The organism is Pseudomonas fluorescens HK44 (assembly GCF_000217955.3).
Taxonomy (GTDB): domain Bacteria; phylum Pseudomonadota; class Gammaproteobacteria; order Pseudomonadales; family Pseudomonadaceae; genus Aquipseudomonas; species Aquipseudomonas fluorescens_AQ.
In genome coordinates this window covers 23,729-40,026 of sequence record NZ_AFOY02000029.1, presented here as the reverse complement: position 1 = coordinate 40,026, position 16,298 = coordinate 23,729, and the positions used below count along the sequence as shown (strand labels likewise).

Annotated in this window: 21 protein-coding genes; 12 read left to right on the top strand and 9 right to left on the bottom strand. The window is 53.0% G+C overall.

Annotated elements, in window-relative coordinates; all coding sequences use genetic code 11:
- From HK44_RS28560 to HK44_RS30795, 8 genes are read right to left on the bottom strand one after another with little or no spacing between them, the layout of a single operon-like run.
- On the bottom strand, nucleotides 1–864 hold the full coding sequence (locus HK44_RS28560; RefSeq protein WP_011117461.1) for a type IV secretion system protein: 864 nt from the start codon (nucleotides 862–864) through the stop codon (nucleotides 1–3).
- The gene (locus HK44_RS28555) at nucleotides 852–1,256 is read right to left on the bottom strand and encodes a hypothetical protein (RefSeq protein ID WP_011117462.1); all 405 of its coding nucleotides are present in this window, start codon (nucleotides 1,254–1,256) and stop codon (nucleotides 852–854) included. Before HK44_RS28555 ends, HK44_RS28560 begins: the two co-directional genes overlap by 13 nt.
- Entirely contained in the window at nucleotides 1,249–1,461 is a 213-nt protein-coding gene (locus HK44_RS28550; protein ID WP_011117463.1) for a hypothetical protein, read from the bottom strand. The genes HK44_RS28555 and HK44_RS28550 overlap by 8 nt, the downstream gene beginning before the upstream one ends.
- Nucleotides 1,462–1,488: 27 nt before the next feature.
- Complete coding sequence (locus HK44_RS28545; protein WP_011117464.1) at nucleotides 1,489–2,178, bottom strand: type IV secretion system protein; 690 nt, start codon at nucleotides 2,176–2,178, stop codon at nucleotides 1,489–1,491.
- Nucleotides 2,175–4,817, bottom strand: a complete 2,643-nt coding sequence (locus HK44_RS28540; protein WP_019694561.1) for a hypothetical protein — start codon at nucleotides 4,815–4,817, stop codon at nucleotides 2,175–2,177. Before HK44_RS28540 ends, HK44_RS28545 begins: the two co-directional genes overlap by 4 nt.
- A 28-nt stretch (nucleotides 4,818–4,845) precedes the next feature.
- Nucleotides 4,846–5,139, bottom strand: coding sequence for a VirB3 family type IV secretion system protein (locus HK44_RS28535; protein ID WP_011117466.1), 294 nt, complete (start codon nucleotides 5,137–5,139; stop codon nucleotides 4,846–4,848).
- Between the two features lie 3 nt (nucleotides 5,140–5,142).
- Entirely contained in the window at nucleotides 5,143–5,604 is a 462-nt protein-coding gene (locus HK44_RS28530) for a TrbC/VirB2 family protein (protein ID WP_011117467.1), read from the bottom strand.
- 16 nt (nucleotides 5,605–5,620) lie between these two features.
- On the bottom strand, nucleotides 5,621–5,896 hold the full coding sequence (locus HK44_RS30795) for a hypothetical protein (protein ID WP_024265231.1): 276 nt from the start codon (nucleotides 5,894–5,896) through the stop codon (nucleotides 5,621–5,623).
- A 645-nt stretch (nucleotides 5,897–6,541) separates the two neighbouring features.
- On the opposite strand from HK44_RS30795, the gene HK44_RS28525 reads away from it, so the two are divergent.
- The 12 genes from HK44_RS28525 (at nucleotide 6,542) to HK44_RS28470 (ending at nucleotide 14,546) form a co-directional block, all read left to right on the top strand.
- On the top strand, nucleotides 6,542–7,315 hold the full coding sequence (locus HK44_RS28525) for a ParA family protein (protein WP_019694514.1): 774 nt from the start codon (nucleotides 6,542–6,544) through the stop codon (nucleotides 7,313–7,315).
- A 13-nt stretch (nucleotides 7,316–7,328) separates the two neighbouring features.
- Complete coding sequence (locus HK44_RS28520; RefSeq protein ID WP_011117385.1) at nucleotides 7,329–8,255, top strand: ParB/RepB/Spo0J family partition protein; 927 nt, start codon at nucleotides 7,329–7,331, stop codon at nucleotides 8,253–8,255.
- The gene (locus HK44_RS28515; protein ID WP_011117386.1) at nucleotides 8,252–8,593 is read left to right on the top strand and encodes a TrfB-related DNA-binding protein; all 342 of its coding nucleotides are present in this window, start codon (nucleotides 8,252–8,254) and stop codon (nucleotides 8,591–8,593) included. Before HK44_RS28520 ends, HK44_RS28515 begins: the two co-directional genes overlap by 4 nt.
- Before the next feature lie 4 nt (nucleotides 8,594–8,597).
- The gene (locus HK44_RS28510) at nucleotides 8,598–8,903 is read left to right on the top strand and encodes a hypothetical protein (RefSeq protein ID WP_011117387.1); all 306 of its coding nucleotides are present in this window, start codon (nucleotides 8,598–8,600) and stop codon (nucleotides 8,901–8,903) included.
- 100 nt (nucleotides 8,904–9,003) lie between these two features.
- A complete protein-coding gene (locus HK44_RS28505; protein ID WP_012727769.1) occupies nucleotides 9,004–9,324 on the top strand; it encodes a hypothetical protein in 321 nt (106 codons plus the stop codon).
- A 267-nt stretch (nucleotides 9,325–9,591) separates the two neighbouring features.
- Nucleotides 9,592–10,221, top strand: a complete 630-nt coding sequence (locus HK44_RS28500; protein ID WP_011117388.1) for a recombinase family protein — start codon at nucleotides 9,592–9,594, stop codon at nucleotides 10,219–10,221.
- A 447-nt stretch (nucleotides 10,222–10,668) separates the two neighbouring features.
- On the top strand, nucleotides 10,669–11,238 hold the full coding sequence (locus HK44_RS28495) for a replication protein (protein ID WP_011117389.1): 570 nt from the start codon (nucleotides 10,669–10,671) through the stop codon (nucleotides 11,236–11,238).
- Nucleotides 11,239–11,277: 39 nt separating this feature from the next.
- Nucleotides 11,278–12,039, top strand: coding sequence for a hypothetical protein (locus tag HK44_RS28490; RefSeq protein WP_011117390.1), 762 nt, complete (start codon nucleotides 11,278–11,280; stop codon nucleotides 12,037–12,039).
- 143 nt (nucleotides 12,040–12,182) lie between these two features.
- Nucleotides 12,183–12,680: a hypothetical protein gene (locus tag HK44_RS30790; protein ID WP_011117391.1), complete on the top strand. Its 498-nt coding sequence runs from the start codon at nucleotides 12,183–12,185 to the stop codon at nucleotides 12,678–12,680.
- Nucleotides 12,681–12,838: 158 nt separating this feature from the next.
- A complete protein-coding gene (locus HK44_RS30785; RefSeq protein WP_011117392.1) occupies nucleotides 12,839–13,642 on the top strand; it encodes a DUF1173 family protein in 804 nt (267 codons plus the stop codon).
- Nucleotides 13,643–14,107, top strand: coding sequence for a DUF1173 family protein (locus HK44_RS30780; protein WP_080690698.1), 465 nt, complete (start codon nucleotides 13,643–13,645; stop codon nucleotides 14,105–14,107).
- 43 nt (nucleotides 14,108–14,150) lie between these two features.
- Complete coding sequence (locus HK44_RS28470) at nucleotides 14,151–14,546, top strand: hypothetical protein (RefSeq protein ID WP_011117394.1); 396 nt, start codon at nucleotides 14,151–14,153, stop codon at nucleotides 14,544–14,546.
- Here HK44_RS28470 and HK44_RS28465 read toward each other — a convergent pair.
- Nucleotides 14,543–16,153: a Y-family DNA polymerase gene (locus HK44_RS28465; protein WP_228409389.1), complete on the bottom strand. Its 1,611-nt coding sequence runs from the start codon at nucleotides 16,151–16,153 to the stop codon at nucleotides 14,543–14,545. The two genes, HK44_RS28470 and HK44_RS28465, sit on opposite strands and share 4 nt — an antisense overlap.
- Nucleotides 16,154–16,298 lie beyond the last annotated feature (145 nt).

The window sequence follows — 16,298 nt, the reverse complement described above, 5'->3', positions numbered from 1 at the left end:
TTATTTCCCCAATCCTACGGTTCGCAATGCCATCATCGCCAGTGAAGAACCACCGACTGTTGCGCTGGTAGCAATCGCAGCTGCCCACCCACGAACTTGCAACAAGCAGATGATCAACACGCCTTCAACGATGATAAGAGTTCCCCATTGTTGAGCGGTGATCAATGCAGCATCCGAAATGGTGGCTGTATTGGCGATCTCATCAATTGCTTGGCCGAAAATCGCATAACCAAAACGAACAATCGCGATGGACAATATGTAGATCAGCGATAAGTTCAGCATTTTGCTAAACCAGCTCATTGTCCATTGCCGCGTTTGTTCGAAAAATATGAAACCGAGCAGTATTGGCAATATGCACATAATTATTGCTGCGCCAAACTTGGCAATCAGCATATTCAGGATTGCAGCGATAAACAGAATGCAGTTCACCATAAACAAACCGGAACCCATGATGATCATGCCAAACTGACGCCAGCTAACGTTCATCAGCGTGCTTGCAACCTGTCCGACATTCACATAAAGCGCGTCAAGCATTGAAGTGCTATCAACACCTCGGCTCATGATTTGTGCCGCAATGGTTTCAGTCCAAGTACCCCAAATCTGATAGAGCGCCGACCCACCCGTTGACCAATTAAGCGTCAGGAAGACCATAAACGTGAGCATTGCCCGTTTAACAATGTCCCACGGCGCAACAGAGATTTTGCCGTTATAGGTCTGAATACCCAGGACTGCCCAATATGCGACGGCGATTGTCCAGACCAGAGGCTCTACCAAGCCAGCGAGATTTGGGAAGACCTCGGCGACAAAGCTAGTTGTCACCTCATCGGTCGCCCCAATCAGGCCCTTGAGGGTTAGGTCCGCCATGGATTCGATGCCCCGTACACAGACTTGAAGTGCGTGATGACCTCGGAAGAACGGAAGTCATCAGCGCCAAGTGCCACACCCGTTTCGGCTTTGATCTCTTTCGACGTTTTGTCGATGCAGCCAGCGACCAGGCCCCCTTTATACGATGGGCTCTTCATGTAGATCTCGGCGAAGCATGTCCCCGGAAACCACCTGGCCACATCAGCTTTAGTGGCTTTCAACAACGGGTTGCCAGAGGACGCTTCGATCCGTACTGGAGCATCGCCATTGGAAGCCGCAGGAGCCTCACTACCGAACTGAAAGGTGGTGGTGTTGACGTAGATGATGGTCCCCACAACAAAACCGGCGACGATCACGCACACGGTGTTGGTGACGGTGAAGAACTTAGACATTGCGGGCCTCCTTGGCCTGAATAACGAAAGGCTTGAACTCACACGCGCATGGCGACTTTTCGATCTTGCCGGTGTTGGTTACACAGCCCGACGCGGCCGATACGATGACTAGCAGCAGCATGAACTTGCCAAACCGGTAGAACAGCCACAGAGGCCCCCAGGCCGGTACGGTGAGGATCTTGAGAATCAGCCAAAGAGTTTTCATGTGATCTCCTTTTCTCGCACGCGAGAATTAGTCTTTTTTCCAACGGAAGAACTGTTCGTTCTGCGACGTTGCTTGGTTTTCCTGATTAGCCAGGTTCGTCTGCAGGTTCATGTTCAACGCCTGCAGCTTTGACTGGGCCGAAGTGAGCATCCCGTTTTCAGTGGCGATCCGGTTTTGCAGATCGGCGGCATCCTTCGCGTTGGTGGTGTTATCCACTTGCATTGAAAGGGTGGTCAGGTTGTTCAAGTGAACCTGTACCTCGCTGTACAGCGCCTCACCGGCAGACATGGCGGCAACGACAGAGTTAGAGCTGAGCTGGTAGCCCCGTGCCCGGTTGCTGTCAGGATTGGCGAACAGCTCTTGCGGCAAGGTGTTGACCAGTTCCTCGTAATACGACTGCTTGCTGCCGTAGGCACCAGAGTTCTGACGCGAAACCACTTCTTGCCAGGAACCGGGAACCACCGATGCAGAGTTGATCGAATCGCTCAGGCCGATAGCGCCACGGCCATAGGAACCGCGCATGTTGTTCATAATGTCGGTTTGCGTTTCGTACTGCTGTTTCAGCACCTTGTATTGCTCACGCAGCTCCGCAAGGTTTTGAGCCAGTCCAGCCCAGGTGCCCGCGTCGCCAGTTGGCACGCCTGTTGCGCCTGCCTGACCGGTAATTGCCATGGATACGGCAATGGCCAAACTCAGTTTCTTTATCGTCTTCATCATCGAATTGCCTTCAAGTTGTGGGTGTTATTGGCCTTGGCTTCTGCCATGAAAACTGGCACCCAGACCTCGGGGTCATTGGTGCCCAGGCGCTCAATGATTGAGTACATCAAGGCCACACCAACATCGTTTGAAGACAGGACCGGAATGAAATCGGACAGGTCTTCGTCAGGGTTATCGGAGGACAGGTCGAAGCACGCACGAATCGATTCCTGGCCGCGACGAATCAAGAACTTGCGATCCTTTGGGTTCAGCTCGCGCAACCACTTCTTTTCTTCCTCCGTCAGGTTCTTATGGTCTTCGTCTTTCACCGAGTCGCTGGCCAGGTAGATCTTGGTTACGGTCTGCTTGTCGATGGAGTCGGTTTCACTGTGGAAGTACTTCGCGTCCGGGGTGATGAAGATCAAAATCCCGTTTTTACGGCGGATCTGCATGATGAAATTGTCAATTCGATTGCGCCAAAAATCGTTTTTGACCAGGTTCTGACCTTCATCCAAAACCAGAATGAAAGGTCTGCCATCCATAGCCTGCTCAATGCAGTGCAATGGGTAGCTCATCACTACTGGCAATTCCGGGCGTGCATCGCCGCCCTTCATCAGCTCCGACATTTCAAAGCAGTAATGCCGCGACTTACTGAGATCGAAAGTGTCATTTTCGTTATCAAAAACGCCGGCGTTTGCACCTTCGATTCCTTTGGCACCATGCCAAATAGCCATAACGTCAGCTAAGGCGCCGTGCCCGTAGGTCCATACGACATTGCGCAACCGGCGATTTTCGAATGGCAGCTCGTAGTTCTCGTTCACTGCATCCTTGAACCGCTTGATATCGTCGGCCTCAGTTGCGGTGCTTGCGTAGCACTCCCGCATCTGGATCTGCAGATCAATGAGGTAGGCACGGTTCTCAGCCGTGTCAGGCAATTTGAAGGGGTTCCAACCCATGCTGTTGTGTGGGGAAAGGATCGAATGGACGCCGCCCATGGCCATCATGAAAACGGTGGCCCCGTAGCGCATGTCAAACCAGTACACAACCGGCAAGGCTTTGTCCGCTTCACTGACGGTTTCAGCGATCAATGCGGTTTTACCCGAGCCGGTGCCTGCAGCCACGCCAGTGTGGCCAGCGACCATCCCTTCCAATTCACGGTGGTAGTTGAAGTTGTATTGAGTGCCACTTTCGGTTTCGAAAGCAGTGATTGCAGGGCCCCACAGGTTGCCGTCACGACGTCCGCGAGCAAAGTTGTGCAACGATGCGAAGCCCGCAAAGTTGGTTGACTTGATCTTTCCCCGGCGACCGATAAGAGCTTCTTGTTGACCAGGTAGCTGCGACCAGAAGAACGTCTCAAGAGCCAACCACTCACGAACCGACTTGACGTTCAGGTCGACAAAGCACCCTTCGATCAAACCAACTGCATCATCCAGTCGCTTCACATTCGCTTTGCGGCTCTCGGCGGTAGTGTTTGCGTCTGATGGAACGTGAATGAAAATGGTCAGGTGATGTTTTCCATTGACCGTATCGCCACGGCGCAAAGCACGAATACCCTCTGCCAGTTCCTTTGCATCGTCCTCCGAGATTTTGTGTGGATCTGCAACCTTGAGACGCCGGGTTTCATCCATCATCGCGGATTCAGCTTCAATACGGTTTTCGAAGAAAAACGACTGAGTGATGATGAATTCAACTGGCTGCTGAAGGAATTTGTTCATCATGCGCGACGGTGTACGACGCGGCCATTCGGCCATGCTCAACATGGAACCGATGCGTGCTGACGTACTGCCTCGAATCTCACACATGTTTGCAAGGATGCGGAAATTCAACCGGGCGTAGGGCAAAGCCTCCTTGATTTTCAGTTCAGTGACGGGGATCTTCCGGAACTCAAGGTTGATCAAGTAGTTGAAGAAGCTGCTCAGCTCGCAGTATTCCTCGCCCAGGTAATCGTAAACAGCTTCTGCGTCGTACTCAGCGTGATCACCAAGCTGCACCTTGAAGTCGTCCCATTTCCACTGGAAGCGGGACACTGCTTGATATGCAGCTTCGCGATCAACTACACCATTGGTTGCGGTCGGATGACGCTGGATGCACAGACGAGTAGCGCCGTAGTCGGACAAGCCTCGCAGTACAAGGTTTGCGGCCTTGTAGAGCGAGTCCGCCATGGCTTCATGTGTCTCGCCTGCTTCATCTGCAGCTGAGTTACCAGTGACCAGCGCAATTGCCCGATCCATGAGCCCTGGAACGCCAGAGCGAAAGCGATTCCGAACCAGCGAGATATAGATCTCGTTGACGTAGAAACCTCTGTTCACATAGCGCTTGCGCAACCGGGCATTGAAATACTTGGAGAACCAAGTACCGCCCTGCCCTTCGGGAAAGTCGATCACCTTACGGCGGATGACATGAACGTAAATGGCAAAATCACTGCTTGCCACTGTGCGTAGCACGGTATTGCGGCGTTCTTCGAACAGCTTGATTTGCGTGCTAGTGAGCGAGTCGAACATCAGGCCATCAATCTTGATGACCTGCACCAGTGAATCCTCGCCGGTGATGACTGTTTGATCGTCATAATGCACGTCATACGGCACCATCTCGCTGACCACCAACTCATCGAGATCCTGATCGGACCCTTCTGGATGTTGGACACCAAGCGAAAGATCCATATTTCGCACTAGCTTATTAAAAGCTTTATCAACGAGGCGCATAACTTCTATATCCCCACAGTTTACGTAGCCGTGATGCTCTCAACTTGAATGCCGCTCTAAGCACACCAAACAAGTACACGTCTTTGCTACAGATCCAGTACGCAGCGGCAAACAGTATTGGCATCGTAACGAGCACATAAAGTGATCGAAGTAACAGTGCTGCCAACACTGGGGTTATGAGGCTGATCAAAATACTCGATAAGGTAAACGGCCCCACCATTGATGGCCGGGCCATCGCCACTACGAGCACTTCACCTTCATCAGGATCTTGCTCGGCCATGGTTTACCTCAAGCTTGATTGAGCGCCTTCTTTGATCGTGTCGACAAAGTTCGGGGCAAAAAACACCAGGAAGATACCGAATACCGCCCAGCCGAACTGGCCCCACGACATACGACCGGACTTCGCCTGGAATCCGCAGAACGCAATGGCTGCGATACCCAGGTAGTAACCAACGTCAAAGATGAGGAAGGATACGAAGTCCTTGGCCATGCTCTTCAAACCACTGAAGTCCAGTGCCGCATTTGCGAATTCAGGGATCAGGGCCAGCGAGAGAATCGACCCCAGCGTCGCTAACTTGGTGGCCTTGGCCATACGGTCATTACGCATCAGCGCTTTGTGCGACGGGGTCTTTTGCGAGATTACGCTTTGCAGGGTTTGTGATGCCTTGGCCTTGAGCCAAGTACGCCAACTTTCTTTGTGCAGTCCTTCTACGGTGCGTCCAACTTTGGAAGTTTGAGATTGCATACCATTGCCTCTTTCATCATGACGGGGAACCCCCGTACGTTACTGTTATTACTCTAAAAGGATTGTTAGGGCAGGTTTCCTTTATGAAGTCGATAGCAGTATCGGCATTCTTGAATAACCTGGTTTTCCCTAACGCGGTTACAACGTTGTAAACCTGTCCCGTCGATGGACTTTCAATAATTAATGCCCACTTTCGTCCGTCGCTGTCGATTCGTTCCTCAAGAACGACCCGGTAGTCAGGCTGTGCGACGGCGAAAACCGCCAACTCTCTTTTGTCTAGGCTCTGCATCATTTCCCCAGGGCAACCGTTCACTAGATACAGGGGCGATACTGGAGTCCTACACGTCTTTGATCTAGATCCCACCTCTCATTTCTTCCCTCTATCGGGTTTTATTACATGAAATCGACATTTCGTTACACATAATAAGTATTTAATTAAACAAAATCAATTTTTCATTTTAATAAAATTGGATCAGTGCAGAAAAAAACGTAAGGCCTAGCCCCAGGCATTAGCCCGGCTACGGTTATGGTTCTATAAGTGTTTAAAAGGTCTGCGAATTTCCATATTCACGTCATCGAGTGGTGCAAGGCTGCGCCTTGCCTAAGAGCGGATGTGGCACCGTGACAGTGCTTCACGCCCTAATGACAACGGAAATGAGATTTTGTTACGAATAGAGGACGGACGGTCAGAATGCCCGATCTAGAGAGGTCGGGCGGCGGACAGGAGCCGCCCTGATCCGCCACCCTTGATCGGTGCCCATAGATGCGCAAGGAAACACCCCGCTCTATAGAACCCCGACCCGGCGCCGATTTTAGCAGTCTGCCTTTTTCTCGCATGCGAGAAATAGCGAAAAGTAAACCCTATATATGTATTGACCAATGGGTTTACCCATGCAAGGATGTGCCTACACAAATCAGCGCTCACCGGAGAATACCCATGGCGATGAAAGTCACAACCGTGGCGAACCAGAAAGGCGGCGTCGGCAAAACGACTATTGAAGTCCATCTTGTCAGTCTCGCAGCCGAGCAAGGTAAACGCGTTCTTGTCGTCGACCTCGATGAAGGCGATCTGTCGCAGTTCTACCCGCCTCTCGAAGACGGTGACGACACAACCTATGTCCAATCAAGCATGCTATTCAGCGACGAATATAAGGGCTTGTACCCTCGCCAGGTCGCGGCAAACATCTGGCTAATCGAGGCCGATGTTCCATTGCTGGATGTTGACGACATGGATCTCAGCATCGTGACCAGGTTGAAAGAAGCGCTCGATCACTTCTCCGCTGATTTTGACCTCTGCATGATTGACACACCGCCCAACCTGCAACGCCGGATGATCGCCGCGCTCGCAGCATCTGACGCGGTAGTGTCACCCTTCAATATCAGCGGCTTCACACTCGCTCGCATGCCCAAGCTTCTGTCCACTATCGAAGCTGTGCGTGAGCAGTACAACCCGAACTTGCAGTTCCTCGGTTTTCTTCCAAACCAGATCAACAGCCGATCAACCAATGAAATTGACCTGTTGCCAAGCCTTCAGGAGAGCTATGGCGATGCCATGTTTCCGGTCCATATCGTTCACCGGCCATGCATCAACTCGGCACTCGCTAGCGGCAATCCGGTTTGGTGGAAGGCGAAATCCGGTAGTCAGCGTGCTGCAGGACGGGAAATGAAATCTGCCTGTACCGCTGTTCTTGAGAAGGTCTGGTCAATCTGAGGTAGATCACAACATGACGAAGACACCAAATCCTTTTGGCAGGGCAGTTTCTGCGACTGCCAAAAAACTTTCGGATTTTCAGAAGAAACCGGCGCTCAATGATGGTGAAACCATCATCGGCGTCAGCACCGGTGAAATCCAATGCATCAAGCAGATTCGAAACCGTAATAACCCCGGCTTTTCCAAGGAGTCGCTTGAGGAGCTGGGCGACGACATAGAACAGAACGGACAGATCGAGCCTGCAATTCTCCGTCCCCACCCCAAACCCGAGTCAGGTTTCAAATACCTGATGGTTGCAGGTGAACGCCGTTACCTGGCTTGCGAACTGAAAGGCATGTTGCTGAAAGCGGTTGTGCGTGAACTAACAGACGCACAGGCCAAGCGCATCCAGCGTTCAGAGAACGTACACAGCGAAAACCTCAGTCAGCTGGACATTGCACTCGCTCTTAAAGCCGACAAGGACGAGCTGGGAACCCTGCAGGCGGTTGCTGACGAATGGAATAAAAGCCTCAATTGGGTAGCGGAACGCATCGCTTATCTGGAAAACGTAACCAGTGACGGGGCCAGCCGTGAGGCTGTTACCAAGGGCATCACGGCGGATATATCGACCGTCAATGATCTTGGTCGCCTTGATCGCTTGGACAGCGCTGCAGCTGCTGACCTGCTACAGCGTGCAGACGCAAATCCAGATATGAACCTGCGGACAGAGGTAAGAACTGCGCTGCGCAGCACTAAAGCGCTGCGCGTTCACGGCGGGTCTAAAACTAAAGCAAAACCCGCTGGCCCTGCCCTTCTGGATGATGAACTCGACAAGCTACGCGAGGCTAATACCGTCCTGTCAGCACAGGTTGAAACCCTGGAATCCGAAATCGAATATCTCAAAGCCGAGCTGGACAAAGCCCGAGCCGCCCAGGCCGAGAACTGGAAAGCACCGGAATGAGTAGCCGAGTTGCTGACCAGGACCTACGGATCCCGCCCGATGAATTCGAGCGGATCCGTTCAACGTCAAAGATGCATGCGCGCAACCTCGATGTGGCTTATGAGCTGCTGGTCGAAGGCAAGGGCCTTGTAGCCGTTGCAAATGCTCATGGGCTCACCAAGCAACGGGCACTTGCCATTCGCGACAAGATTTATTCGGCTTACTTGATGAAGACACCTGAAGGTTGGAAGTGCGCGCAGATCTGCGCACCCACGGACATGATCGATCGCTTCGTCAAGGAAGCCGATGCGGCACGCGTGCGCTATTGGCAGAAGAATTCAATGAATCACAGGGAGTAGACCCATGAAGCGAATCCTTTTAGGCGTGTTGGTAATAGGCTGCGTTCTGGGAGCCCTGTCAGCTCTGACAGTTGCGTTTATTGGCCATAAGCAGGATCCAGCACAGTACAAAGCGTTCGATTTCAGAACATTTGATCAGCCCGTTATTGACGACGCACCAGGTTGCGAAATTCGATCACCGAAAGGCGAACTAATGAACCGGATTTTCAAGGGTTCGCAACCTAACCAGCTCAACCTTGAGAAAGGAACCACATTCACCATTGATTGTTTCCCGATTAAGGAATCAGAAAAGTCGACAACAAGGAATTGAAACCATGAGCAATGACAAACCAGTCACCATGAAAGAGCTGTCCGAAATCCTACGCCCTCTATCCGAAGCTGTGAGCAGAATCGACCAATCGTTGTAGCTGATGGCTCAGCTTCAACTTGCCGCTGAGTTCGAGCCAGAGCAAATCGAACGGCAGAAGCACTATCAAAAATTAGCCACCGCCGAACTGAATTATAAGAGCGCACGCGAAGCTCGGACCGAAGCGCTGAACAACAAACCATTGCCTTTACCTGATGTTGGCCACACCGAGCTGGTGAAACTGGCCGGGAAGGAGAAGGCTGACAAACAGTACAAACCCGTGATTGATGCTATCGCGCAGATATCAGCGGCATCTGATCACCGCACGGCAGTTGAAAATGCTGCGCCGGTACTGACAAGGCTTCGTGAAGCTTGGAAGCGCTGAAACAGCAACATGGTGCCCCTGTATCGAACGGCACAGGGGCATAACGTCCGAGCCTAGCGACATCCACACCCACCGCAGCGCCTGCACGAAAAAGCGAGTAATCAATATGACGGGGGGCCCCTGCGAGGTGTGATCACCTTGTCATATTTGGGTATATCTCAAGTAAGACACGGCGGCGCTCTCGATCTGCCCGAACGATTCATATTAAGTGATAGCCTTTCTGATACACTTTGATAAACACACCCAAAATGATACAGAGAGGCTTCCATGTTCGTGCGTGCTTATCTCCGAGCCTCCACCGAGGATCAGGACGCCAGTCGCGCCCGTGATCAACTGGAAGAATTCGTTGCGAGCCACGGAAAGGTTATCGCTGCCAGTTACATGGAGAACATCAGCGGCACGCTAGCTGATCGGCCAGAGCTTCAACGCCTTCTGAACGATGCGCGCCGGGGTGACATAATTCTGGTTGAAGCTATTGACCGGCTGTCTCGTATGAATGACCAGGACTGGCGGGCACTGATAACCGCGATAGACAGCAGAGGTCTGCGAATCGTAGCCGTCGACCTTCCGACTAGTTACCAGGGTCTCACATTGCCGTCTGGTGACGAGTTCACTGATCGAATGTTGGCCTCAATCAATTCAATGATGACGGATATGATGGCGGCAATCGCCCGGAAGGATTATCTGCAGCGTCGGCACCGGCAGTCGCAAGGCATCACCAAAGCAAAAGCTGCAGGTGTTTACAAAGGCAGACCGGCAGATCTGGCGCTGCGTAAGCGTGTTAGTGAGCTTCTGGCCGCTGGCTTGGGTATCCGAGCAATCGCCCGTCATGCCGTTTGTTCAACCACGACTGTAATGCGTATCCGAGACGAACTGGTTGAAAGCTTATCCAGTTGAGCCGGTCGGGAATGAGTGACTAGCGAAGGCGTAGCCGTAGTCTGTCATTCATTCCCGACTGGCCGCCGCCGGCAGGCGACTTTGAGTGCCTAACAGCCACTGCATGAGTTGGAGTGGTTAGAGATCATTAGAACCAGGAGATAGAGGCCCTTGAATTACGGGGCTTCCAGGGCATTACCTAGCTCAGAACATGAGCGAACCTCAGTTCACCTACTTTGCACCACCATAGCTCACTAGGTGTGAGCTACGTTAGCTCACTGCATGAGCTACCCCCCCCATGAGCTACCCCTCGTTCATCCTTGAACGATATCCTTCATTTTGTGAGAGATAACGTGCATGGATGCACTACCTATCGCTCACAGCATGAGCTAAGATAAGCCTGCCTTGTTCGATATCTTCCAAATTTGCAGGATATCAAACACGCTAACACAGCTTGTCGGAGGCACGATGATTGATGATGAAGGGGAAGTCCGCGCACTGGTCCAACCGACACAACGCGGCACATGGGTTCAGACGGAACGAGCTGGGCACGAAGCATGGGCGGCTCTGATCGCTCAGGCACCGAGGGCCGGGCAACTAATGCACATCATTGTCCAGCATATGGACAAGTCCGGTGCATTGATCGTCAGCCAGTCGACCTTGGCCAAGATGATGGACACTTCCATTGCGACCACGAAGCGCGCTATCAGCGTCCTGTCCAAGCACAACTGGATTCAAACCATCAGTGTTGGTGGCCAACGTGGTGGAACGCTTGCGTATGTGGTGAATAGCCGAATCGCATGGGCAGACAAGCGCGAAAACCTGCAGTACGCCCGCTTCAACGCAAGGGTGCTTATTTCGTCTGAAGACCAAGCAGATCTCGGCAGTAACAAGCTAAAGCAACTGCCGACCATGAGCGACGGGGAAATCCAATTGCCAGCTGGTCCAGGTATGGAACCACCGGCCCAAGATTCATTAGATGGCGTAGATCTTCCTGATATGCCCTCTATTCCGCATCACGACAAAAACGATCTTTAAGCATCTGACCCACTAACGGCAATTCGGCGGAAACTTATCATGGCAGACACACGCGATGAGATTACGAAGGCAAAAGGCATTACAGCCGATCTTGTCATGGAGATAGGCACCTATTACAGCGCCAAAGACATGCGTGGCGTGCAGACTGGGCTTAGCAGCGCAGCCCGCGAGCTACGTGCTTTTACACAGAACAATTCACTGCGTGGACGGCTGGGCGCCAAGCTTTCCCTAGAGCAGCATGAACTGCTGAACAATGCTGCTGCACTTCTGGATTCCATTAAATACAACGTGGAGCACGCTAAAGAGCGCAAGGACCGCACTGAGAAAGCGACGGCCAAAAAACGTCAGTTATGGGAACGAGAAGCCGAGCAATTGGTAAAAACCCATTTCACGCTGCCAATGAACACAGTAACCGAGCAATTACGGGTACTTGAACTATCCCTGATCGCTCAGGAGGTTTTGGGGCAATCAATCTATATCAAGGATCATTTGCAACTTCGCAAATTGATGCAAGACGAACCCCCGAAGTGGGGCAATCATTCTGTAGCGCAATGGCGTCGTAGTGAGGTGTCAAGCCTCTTGGCAGATATGCAATATGCCCTTCGTTCTTACCTAAGCTGGGATCTGAACATGACTCCCGGCGAGCGGTTGAAAGAGCTGGAGCGTAGCCTAGATGCAGCCCGCGCTGAAATTCTGGCCAGACCTATGTGCGTAGAAACTCTGCGCATTTGGAACGATGAGCTAAAGAGCGCAGCATTCATGACCAGCGCTATGCCTACTACCGATGGATCTAGGCACTGAAATGACGAAACCCGCAGCACGGCAATGCTTGCGGGTTTCTAGGTTTTTTGCGAAGGAGCAAAAATCCACGGCCTGAGTATACACCGGGTACGTGAGGTTTTACAGCGAACGGATATGCGTTCACAACCGGAACGGTACTTACTATGACCATCATCAGATTCCACGAAAACCCCGCAGAATATGCGCCGACTATCTCGTTTAATCATTGCGGCAGAATGCCTTGGAGCGCAAGGTATGACTCAGAATTCAGCGGGTTTGAGCTGATCGAGCTATTCCAATTTTGCGAAGAAGAAGGCCACCGTCAGGGCATTAATGACGCCAATCAGAACCGTATTGGCAGTCGGGAACAAGCCCCGTTCCACCGGGACTTCATGGGTGGCTACCCGAAAAGTCTTTGGGAAAACGCCTATTGGATCGGTGTTCAAGCGCATGGCGACACTACACCGGCAGCGATAGAGCTTGAAATCCAGAAGGTCTTGAGCGCACCGGATACCAGTCGCTGGCTTTGCGATGCGCTGAACAGCGCATTGGATCGTGATTCGACCGACGCAACGAATGACGCCGAGTACCTGTGTGACTTGCTGACGCGGCGGACCAACGCACTCTCACTGGCCAGCGAAGCAAATTGGGGTGAAGAATGATGCCAATTGATCCGATTGATTTGTTAGCCAGGTTGCAATCTTTATACGCAGCGTATCCGGGATTTTTTCAAGGCGCAGCATCCGTTATCGTGGTCGTGCTTGCGTATTTCGCGGTACTGGAGCTTGCAAGCCGCTCTGATAAGACGGAGTAAATCACTATGTCTGATCAGAGATATACCGTGTGCATTGCGCACGGGCCATCAATCAAAACCTACAGCGAACAGTTTCAAACTCAGGCCAGCTATGCACCTCAGTGGAAAGCTGTACTGAAGAAAGCGCACAAGCAGGCGACCGTCAGTTGCCAATGCCCTGGCACCGGTTGCCGTCTTCTTGCTGTACGGCATATGTCGGATAGCGACTCATTCCACCTTTCGCGGTATCCACGCACCGGCGCCGAACACGCCTTGGATTGCGTTTACTACTCGCCAGATCCCGATAAATCGGGCCTTGGCTCGTACAGCAAAGGCGTGGTTGAAGAAACGTCCGAGGGTGATCTAAAGATCAAGCTCACCCTCTCGTTACGCAAGAAAGAGCCCGCAGACACTGGACAGGCACCCGAAGCCACCGGCAGCAGCTCGGGCAGCGGCAAAGCCACCAAACCGGCCTTGACCCTGTTGGGCTTGTTGCACCTGCTTTGGAATGAAGCCGGGCTCAATACATGGTCGCGGGGCATGGCAGGTAAACGCGGGTTGGGCCTCGTTCATAGCAGGCTACAGGACGCAGCAGATCGAATGCTTGCGTCGAGAATGCGGATCGGCGATGCGCTTGTCATTGCGGCGGGCTCGAAGGGGTTTCAATCCGAGGCCAACGAGCGGAAGGTCAAGAGCGCGATCAAGAACAACCGTCGCTTACTGGTGATCGCTCCACTTGCAGGCCATACCGAAGACCGAGAAAAGACCGCAGCTCGCTACCTGACCATCACGGGTTTCAATGGCGTACCTCGCATGTTCCTCGATGACTAGATCTGGTCGACCGTTGCTCGCCGATTCAAGCGTGAGCTGTCGGCCTGGAGGCAAGGACGGCGGGTTATAGCGATTGTTCAGACCGATCAACCCACAGAACCGGGTAAAGCACAGGCGCTCAATGTCGCGTTGATGGTGGTCAGTGACGAGTGGATCCCGGTGGAATCGTCCTATGAAGCGGTGATCGAGGCGAGGTTGCGTGAGGAATCACGCAGGTTCGTCAAACCCTTGCGGTTCGACTCAAGCGAAGACCAGGTATTCCCCGATTTCTGGTTGATGGACGCCAGTGCCGGCACTGAGTATCCGATGGAGGTATATGGCCGTGCTGATCCCAAGTATCTGGCACGAAAAGAGGTAAAGGCTGATTACTACCGGACCCACTACGGGACCAGGTGGTGGGCATGGGACGCAAGCACCGACCCCAAGGGAGAGGCGATCCCCGCATTTCCCCCAGCCAGAAACTAAGACAATTCTCGCACGCGAGAATGCCCTGATTAGGAGGCTGCGCATGAGCGAAGTCCTTGTTAGCACCGTCCATCCAACGCTTGGCGCGTTGTATTGGGTGTATACGTCAAACGCCGGTTGCAACTACCCCGACCACTACACCATCACCGACTGGAGCGAGGTGGCCACACGGTTTCCGCACTACTGGCGGGAACACGAACACCTCCGCTGGGTTCACGGCAAGCACATTGGCCAGGTCTTCAATTCTGATGACCCCTACGGTAGTTACGCAGAGGTTGAAGACGAGGAAACCTTTGAAACGTCTTATGGGAAGCTGTCGGGAATGCTTGCGGATCTTCACGCCAAAAGCGGGCAGTCCGTTGATGAATTCGTGCAATGGATGAAAAAGGCTGACTGGGTTGATGTTCCAGCCCCGGCCAAAGAATTCTTAGACGACTAGCATTGCACCGTCCACATCTGATCCCAACTGGTCATGTAACTAGGGCTCAGCAGAGCCCTACGCATGCCCCAGTCCGGCGACAGGGGAACAGCTGCAGTGCGTAAGCAATCATGTCCCCACCGTCTGTTGATCTTGTCCATAACGCTCATGAGCGCGTCAGTGCGCGCCGGTTGACTCGGCGTGAACAGATCTTGCGTGTACTCACCACGCTTTCGCAGATCCATTAACATGACCTCAGCTTTGCTGTACGCAAAGCCCGGCCTGTAGATGCCTTCCAACGCACGCAGCGCGTGCTTTGTCAGCACGCGCACGTCATCTGTTGGGTAGTCGGGAATGACCGTGGCTGCATTGGCGTACTTCGGACCGTCGCCATGGAACGAGGTCTGTATGCCGATCCGCAGGCCACCGCACAAAGATCGCTGCTTGCGCAGCTTCTCAGCGGCCTTGTGGATATAGGTGGCCAACGCCTGGCCAAGCCCCTCGATTGTGTGGACGCGCTGACCAAACATCTTGCTTGAGCAAATGGTCTGTGTGTCCGGTGGGCTTTGTTCCATGTCGATGCAGGACTCGCCGCGAAGCTCCCTGATCGTTCGTTCCAAGACCACTGAGTATTTGCGGCCCATTGTTCGCGGCTCAGCGTGGGATAGCTCCCACGCTGTTTTAATGCCTTCACCGGCCAGGTTATCGCGCATACGCCTGCCAATGCCCCACACTTCTTCGACAGGCATCCGGCGCAACAACCACTCAACAGCCTCCGGCTTGCGCAGGTCTACAACACCACCGGTTTTCTCACGCCAGATCTTCGAGGCATGTTGTGCTGCCTTGGCGAGGGTTTTGGTGTGGCCGATGCCCACACCGACCGGCAACGCAACCCACTGCAGCACGCGCGCCTGAATAGCTCGGCCCACGTCCACCAATGGTTCGCGCTGGTCCTCTAAGCGTACGAAGGATTCGTCGAAAACAGCTCTGTCGACGGTAGCTGAAATAATGGCGTCCTTGGCTATCACGCGGAATCGGGTGTACTCCTCATAGATTTTGCAGTTCCCGCTCCAGTAGTTGTCCCCTACCATGCCGACCCAGATGTACAAGCAACCTGGTCCGCACGACTGAAAGTTTGGCTGCCCGGAAACGTATTCGATTACACCTACCTTGTAGTCATGCAGGAACTCAACGTTTCCGCCTTGATCCACGACGCGCTCACATGTTTTGTAATTGGCAACATGGGCGTTTTTCGTCACGTTCTCAAAAACTTCGGTAGAGGTGCAGTCCGCGAAGTTCTGCTTAAACCCATCCATGAAGTCAGGGGAACGAACTTGATCAGCCTGATTGAGCATAGGGTCGTTGGAGAGATCTACCGACATGCGGTTGCCGCTGTCGATCAGGGTTCGGTATGCCTCTCCCTCAGAGGACGATTCCGATTGAAGACGGGTGTTTGCTCGCAACCCGAGATCGATCGTCTTCACATCGTCGCCGTAGACGTTCTCGAGCGAGGCAGTGTCTCCAGTTTCAGGGAACAGGTCCTGAAGCGTGACCGAGGCGTCCCCGCCATCGAACACCTGAAGTACCTGCTGGCCTACAGATTGCCCGGCCGAAGATCCAGCGGTCACAGCGTCGGCCTAGGCGTTGAAGGTCATGCTGTTGAGATACAGGCCGATCACGGTCACGTTGACCAGCCGTCTCAGGGTTGTTTTGAGTGGTTGTCGCATCGATCGCATGTCCAAAAATGGGGATGCTTCGATGCTATGGGAAGGG

Bases quoted from the DNA above. Each gene is read 5' to 3' on its own strand.
- HK44_RS28560 (WP_011117461.1), bottom strand. From the start codon at position 864: ATGGCGGACCTAACCCTCAAGGGCCTGATTGGGGCGACCGATGAGGTG.
- HK44_RS28555 (WP_011117462.1), bottom strand. From the start codon at position 1,256: ATGTCTAAGTTCTTCACCGTCACCAACACCGTGTGCGTGATCGTCGCC.
- HK44_RS28550 (WP_011117463.1), bottom strand. From the start codon at position 1,461: ATGAAAACTCTTTGGCTGATTCTCAAGATCCTCACCGTACCGGCCTGG.
- HK44_RS28545 (WP_011117464.1), bottom strand. From the start codon at position 2,178: ATGATGAAGACGATAAAGAAACTGAGTTTGGCCATTGCCGTATCCATG.
- HK44_RS28540 (WP_019694561.1), bottom strand. From the start codon at position 4,817: ATGGATCTTTCGCTTGGTGTCCAACATCCAGAAGGGTCCGATCAGGAT.
- HK44_RS28535 (WP_011117466.1), bottom strand. From the start codon at position 5,139: ATGGCCGAGCAAGATCCTGATGAAGGTGAAGTGCTCGTAGTGGCGATG.
- HK44_RS28530 (WP_011117467.1), bottom strand. From the start codon at position 5,604: ATGCAATCTCAAACTTCCAAAGTTGGACGCACCGTAGAAGGACTGCAC.
- HK44_RS30795 (WP_024265231.1), bottom strand. From the start codon at position 5,896: ATGATGCAGAGCCTAGACAAAAGAGAGTTGGCGGTTTTCGCCGTCGCA.
- HK44_RS28525 (WP_019694514.1), top strand. From the start codon at position 6,542: ATGGCGATGAAAGTCACAACCGTGGCGAACCAGAAAGGCGGCGTCGGC.
- HK44_RS28520 (WP_011117385.1), top strand. From the start codon at position 7,329: ATGACGAAGACACCAAATCCTTTTGGCAGGGCAGTTTCTGCGACTGCC.
- HK44_RS28515 (WP_011117386.1), top strand. From the start codon at position 8,252: ATGAGTAGCCGAGTTGCTGACCAGGACCTACGGATCCCGCCCGATGAA.
- HK44_RS28510 (WP_011117387.1), top strand. From the start codon at position 8,598: ATGAAGCGAATCCTTTTAGGCGTGTTGGTAATAGGCTGCGTTCTGGGA.
- HK44_RS28505 (WP_012727769.1), top strand. From the start codon at position 9,004: ATGGCTCAGCTTCAACTTGCCGCTGAGTTCGAGCCAGAGCAAATCGAA.
- HK44_RS28500 (WP_011117388.1), top strand. From the start codon at position 9,592: ATGTTCGTGCGTGCTTATCTCCGAGCCTCCACCGAGGATCAGGACGCC.
- HK44_RS28495 (WP_011117389.1), top strand. From the start codon at position 10,669: ATGATTGATGATGAAGGGGAAGTCCGCGCACTGGTCCAACCGACACAA.
- HK44_RS28490 (WP_011117390.1), top strand. From the start codon at position 11,278: ATGGCAGACACACGCGATGAGATTACGAAGGCAAAAGGCATTACAGCC.
- HK44_RS30790 (WP_011117391.1), top strand. From the start codon at position 12,183: ATGACCATCATCAGATTCCACGAAAACCCCGCAGAATATGCGCCGACT.
- HK44_RS30785 (WP_011117392.1), top strand. From the start codon at position 12,839: ATGTCTGATCAGAGATATACCGTGTGCATTGCGCACGGGCCATCAATC.
- HK44_RS28470 (WP_011117394.1), top strand. From the start codon at position 14,151: ATGAGCGAAGTCCTTGTTAGCACCGTCCATCCAACGCTTGGCGCGTTG.